Here is a 4,672-nt window from a genome sequence, read left to right as displayed (position 1 = left end):
AGAAAGACTTCGACCATCTTGCCGGCCATGATCATCACCACGGCCCCGGGCTGCGCCTTGGTGAGGGTGACCACCTGGGCTTTGGCGTCGGTGGCGGCGATCTCCAGGGGCACGGATTCGACCACCTTGACCTTCAGGTCCTGTGCAATCTGCAGGCAGGTTTCGAGGTTGGACTTGCCGAACGCGCTGTTCTGGTAGACGACCGCAATGTTGTGGATACCCAGCGTCGCCAGATGCCCCACGATCTTGCGCAGCTCAGTTTCGTAGCTGGCACGTACGTGAAAGAGGTAGCGGTTGTGCGTGGTGCGAAAAGAGGTGGTGCCCACCAGCGGCGCAAACATGGGCACGCCTGCTTTTTCGGCAATGGGCATGGCGGCGATCAGATTGCCCGTGGCCACGTAGCCGATGAGGGCAAAGACCTTGTCTTCTTCGATGAGGCGCGTGGTGTTTTCAGCGGTTTTCTTGGGCTCGTAGGCGTCGTCGTGGGAGACAAGCTCAAGCGTGCGCCCCTGCACGCCCCCGGTCTTGTTGATTTTGTCGAAGTAGAGCGCGATGCCTGCCTTGTAGTCCACCCCGAAATCCTTGGCGGGCCCCGTGAACACCGCTGACTGGCCGACCTTGATGCGGGTGTCGGTTACTCCGGTTTCGGCTGCTGCCAGGCCGGGCGCCGTCAGTGCAGCGGCGGCCAGGGTGGTCAGCACCGTTCTGCGGTCAATGTTCCCCGCTTTCATCCCACGAAAATTCATGAAACGCTCCTTACATCAAAGGTGTCAGTTTCCCAGCAAGGAAAGCCCTTGTGCGACCATTTCTGCGGGGTGTTGTGAAACGGTCAAACCCTGGGGCACTGAGCACCAGGGCCGCCGGGAATCAGGCGATTTCGATGTCGCTGGACTGGATGCGTTTGACGCCTTTGGCTTTCATGTTTTTCCAGGCGGCGTCGAGCGAGCCGTTGAGGTCAATGGCGCGGCAGGCATCTTCGACCACGTAGGTTTCAAAGCCCAGGCGCTTGGCGTCCAGCGCCGTCCAGGCCACACAGAAGTCGGTGGCAAGACCGGTGACAAACACCGTCTTGATGCCGCGCTGCTTGAGGTAACCCGCCAGGCCCGTCGACGTCTTGCGGTCGGCCTCCTCAAACGCCGAATAGCTGTCTACATGCTGGTGAAATCCCTTGCGCAGGATCACCTGGGCCGTGGGCAGCTTGAGGTCCTTGTGCAACGCAGCGTCGTCGGTGCCTTGCACGCAGTGGTCGGGCCACAGCACCTGCTGGCCGTAGCTGAGCTTGGTGGTTTCAAACGGCTTCTTGCCCGCATGGGTGCTGGCAAAGGATGCGTGGCCCTGGGTATGCCAGTCCTGCGTGACCACCACGTTCTCGAACGCCGTAGCGATGCGGTTGATGACCGGCACCACCTCGTCACCCTTGGCCACGGGAAGGGTGCCGCCGGGAGTAAAACAATTTTGCACATCGACCACAATGAGCGCCGCGCGCTCACCGGGTTTGATTTTGCCTGCCGACCACGCAGCGGGAAGGCTGGCACCGGCAAGCGAGAAGGCTGCCGACTGAAGAAGAAAGCGACGACGCAGGGCTGTTTGCATGGTGAACACTCCGGTTGGGAACGCACTGACACATCGGCCACGGCCCGGTGGGGCCAGGGCCGGGGAACTCATTCAAACGCTGAGGTAGGCCCGGCGAACTTCCTCGTTCGCGGCCAGCTCTTCCATACTGGCCTGGTAGCGGATCTGGCCCTTTTCGAGCACGTATGCGCGGTCGGACACCAGTTCAGCGAAGTGCATGTTCTGCTCGGACAGCAGGATGCTCACGCCTTGCCCTTTGAGCTCCAGAATCATGTGGGCCATCTGCTCCACGATGACGGGGGCCACACCTTCAGAGGGCTCGTCGAGCAACACGACGTAGGGGTTGCCCATCAGCGTGCGCGCCACGGTCAGCATCTGCTGCTCGCCACCGCTCATGCGGCCGCCGGGGCGCTGTGGCATTTCGCCCAGGTTGGGAAACAGCTTGAACAGGCGCTCTGGTGTCCACACGGGCGCGGCCGTGCCATCGGGCCAGTGGCGGGCGGGTTGGCGGCCCACTTCCAGGTTTTCCATCACCGTGAGGTCGGTAAACACGCGGCGGTCTTCGGGCACAAAACCCATCCCCAAGCGAGCTGCGTCGTGTGGGTCGGTTTTGGACAGGTCTTTGCCCATGAACTGGATGGTGCCCTTGCGTTTGGACAGCATGCCCATCAGCGTCTTGAGAGTGGTGGACTTGCCTGCGCCATTGCGGCCCATGAGCGCCACGACCTCACCCCGGCGAACGTCAAGGTCCACGTCGTACAGGATTTGCGCCGCGCCGTACCAGGCTTGCAGGCCCTTGGCCTGGAGCAACAATTCTTTGGGTTGGTTGGTCGTCATGGTCATGCCGCGTCCGCTTTGGCTGCGGCCTTCTTTTCAAACGTCTTGCCGGTGCCGAAGTAGACCTCCTGCACCTTCGGGTGGTCGCGCAGTTCCAGCGGCTTGCCTTCGGCAATCAGCCGCCCGCGCGCCAGCACGATCATGCGGTCGGCGTACGCAAACACCACGTCCATGCTGTGCTCGGTGAACAGCACCGCCATGTTGCGGTCGATCACGAGTTGCTTGGTCAGCGCCATGAGGTCGTTGCGCTCCTTGGGGGCCATGCCCGCCGTGGGCTCATCCATGAGCAACAGCTTGGGGCTGTTGGCCATGGCGATGGCCAGCTCCACACGTTTGACGTCGCCATAGGCCAGCACGCTGCAGGGCCGGTCGGCCTGCGACTTCATGCCCACCTGGTCGAGCAGCGCCAGCGCTTCGTCACGCTTGTGGTCGGCGGCCCTGCGCCACATCGAGAACAACAGACTGTCGTTGGAGATCAGCGCCATCTGCACGTTCTCTGCCACCGTGAGCGACGCAAAGGTTTCAGCGATCTGAAAGGTGCGACCTACCCCCATGCGCCAGATGTCGCGCGGCTTGCGGCCCACCAGCTCCTGGCCGTTGAGCTGGATGGAACCCGCGTCGGCAGGCAGCTGGCCGTTAACCATGTTGAAGGTGGTGGACTTGCCTGCGCCGTTGGGGCCGATGAGTGCCAGCAGTTCACCCGCCGCCAGCTCGAAGTGGATGCCATCCACCGCCTTGACGCCGCCAAAGGATTTGCCCAGACCGGTGACTTTGAGGAGGCTCATGCCTTGCCCTCCTTGGTGTTCTTGGCGTCGCGCATGTTGTCAAAAATCTGCTTGAAGGTTCCCGCAATGCCCTGCGGGAACAGCAGCACCAGGATCAGGATGATGGCGCCCAGCATGGCCCGCCAGTAGTCGGTGTTGCGCGCCACGGTGTCGTGCAGCCACGTGAAGGTCACGGCACCTACCACGGGGCCCGCCAGCGTCTGGATGCCGCCCAGCAGCACCATCACCAGCCCATCCACCGATTTGCCAACCGCCAGCGACTCCGGCGAAATGCTGCCCTTGGAGAATGCATACAGCGCGCCCGCCAGCCCTGCGGCCGTGCCGGCCACCACAAAGGCCGCCCACTGCATGCGCTTGACGTCGATGCCGATGGCGTCGGCGCGCAGCAGCGAATCGCGCCCGGCGCGCAGCGCATAGCCAAACGGCGAGAACAGCACGCGGCGCAGCCACCACACCCCCAACCCCACCAACGCCAGCGTGAGCCAGTAGTACATGCGCTTGTCCGCCAGCCATTCCGCGGGCCAGACACCGGTGAGGCCATTGCTGCCGCCGGTGAAACTGTCCCATTGGTAGGTGATGGCCCAGGTGATCTGGGCGAAGGCCAGCGTCAGCATGGCCAGGTAGACCCCCGACAGGCGCACCGCAAACCAGCCGTAGATGAAAGCCCCGGCCGCCGCCACCAGCGGCGCCATCACCAGCGCGATCTCCATCGGAAGCCCAAGCGAGCGCACCAGCAGGGCCGCGCCGTAGGCGCCCAGCCCGAAGTAGGCGGCATGGCCGAAAGAATGCATGCCCGCAGGCCCCATGATGAAGTGAAGACTGGCCGCGAACAGCGCTGCGATCAGCAGGTCAATCAGCAGCACGGTGGTGTAGGGCGACTGCGCAGTGATCAGAGGCGCCGCCACAAGCAGCAGGCCCAGCACGGCGGCCGCCACCAAGTAGGCCTTGCCCGGCCGACGCAGCGGTTCCTCCTGCATGCCCACGTAGCGACTGGGTGCCTGGGGCCTGCCAAACAGCCCCCACGGGCGCCACACCAGCACCACGGCCATCACCAGAAAGTCGACCACCAGGGTCAGCTTGGAGAAGGAAATACTCACGCCAAACACGTCGACCACGCCCAGCCAGATGCAGATGGCCTTGATCTCGGAGATCAGCAGCGCCGCGGCATACGCGCCCGGGATGGAGCCCATGCCGCCTACCACCACCACCACGAAGGCGGCGCCGATGGTGTGCAGGTCCATCTCCAGCGTGGCGGGCTCGCGCGGCAGTTGCAACGCGCCACCCAGCCCGGCCAGCATCGCGCCCAGCGCGAACACGGCGGTGAACAGCCAGGCCTGGTTGACGCCCAGGGCGCTCACCATCTCGCGGTCCTGCGTAGCGGCACGCACCAGCGTGCCGAACCGGGTGCGCGTAAGCAGCAGCCAGACCACGCCCAGCACCAGCGGGCCGACCACGATGAGGAACAGGTCATAGGTGGG

5 protein-coding genes are annotated in these 4,672 nt (G+C 63.9%); all 5 read right to left on the bottom strand.

Translation table 11 applies throughout. The annotated features are described in order from the left end of the window. Positions 1 to 746 (bottom strand): ABC transporter substrate-binding protein (locus tag ACK41V_RS23300; protein ID WP_409786008.1); only part of this gene is annotated, 746 nt, incomplete at its 3' end. A gap of 121 nt (positions 747 to 867) precedes the next feature. Next, positions 868 to 1,593: a bifunctional nicotinamidase/pyrazinamidase gene (pncA, locus tag ACK41V_RS23295; protein WP_409786006.1), complete on the bottom strand. Its 726-nt coding sequence runs from the start codon at positions 1,591 to 1,593 to the stop codon at positions 868 to 870. A gap of 72 nt (positions 1,594 to 1,665) precedes the next feature. Then, positions 1,666 to 2,415 carry an ABC transporter ATP-binding protein gene (locus tag ACK41V_RS23290; protein WP_409786004.1) on the bottom strand — a complete coding sequence of 250 codons (750 nt, stop codon included), beginning with the start codon at positions 2,413 to 2,415 and terminating at the stop codon, positions 1,666 to 1,668. Further along, positions 2,412 to 3,194 carry an ABC transporter ATP-binding protein gene (locus tag ACK41V_RS23285; RefSeq protein ID WP_409786002.1) on the bottom strand — a complete coding sequence of 261 codons (783 nt, stop codon included), beginning with the start codon at positions 3,192 to 3,194 and terminating at the stop codon, positions 2,412 to 2,414. The genes ACK41V_RS23290 and ACK41V_RS23285 overlap by 4 nt, the downstream gene beginning before the upstream one ends. After that, positions 3,191 to 4,672: ABC transporter permease (locus ACK41V_RS23280; protein ID WP_409786000.1), on the bottom strand; the 1,482-nt coding region annotated here is incomplete at its 5' end. The genes ACK41V_RS23285 and ACK41V_RS23280, both read right to left, overlap by 4 nt.

It is taken from the genome of Acidovorax sp. (assembly GCF_046291265.1).
In the GTDB taxonomy this organism is placed as follows: Bacteria; Pseudomonadota; Gammaproteobacteria; order Burkholderiales; family Burkholderiaceae_C; genus Acidovorax.
This window is presented reverse-complemented; position numbering and strand designations above follow the sequence as displayed.

Coding starts and splice junctions, on each gene's coding strand:
- pncA (WP_409786006.1), bottom strand. CDS start 1,593: ATGCAAACAGCCCTGCGTCGTCGCTTTCTTCTTCAGTCGGCAGCCTTC.
- ACK41V_RS23290 (WP_409786004.1), bottom strand. CDS start 2,415: ATGACCATGACGACCAACCAACCCAAAGAATTGTTGCTCCAGGCCAAG.
- ACK41V_RS23285 (WP_409786002.1), bottom strand. CDS start 3,194: ATGAGCCTCCTCAAAGTCACCGGTCTGGGCAAATCCTTTGGCGGCGTC.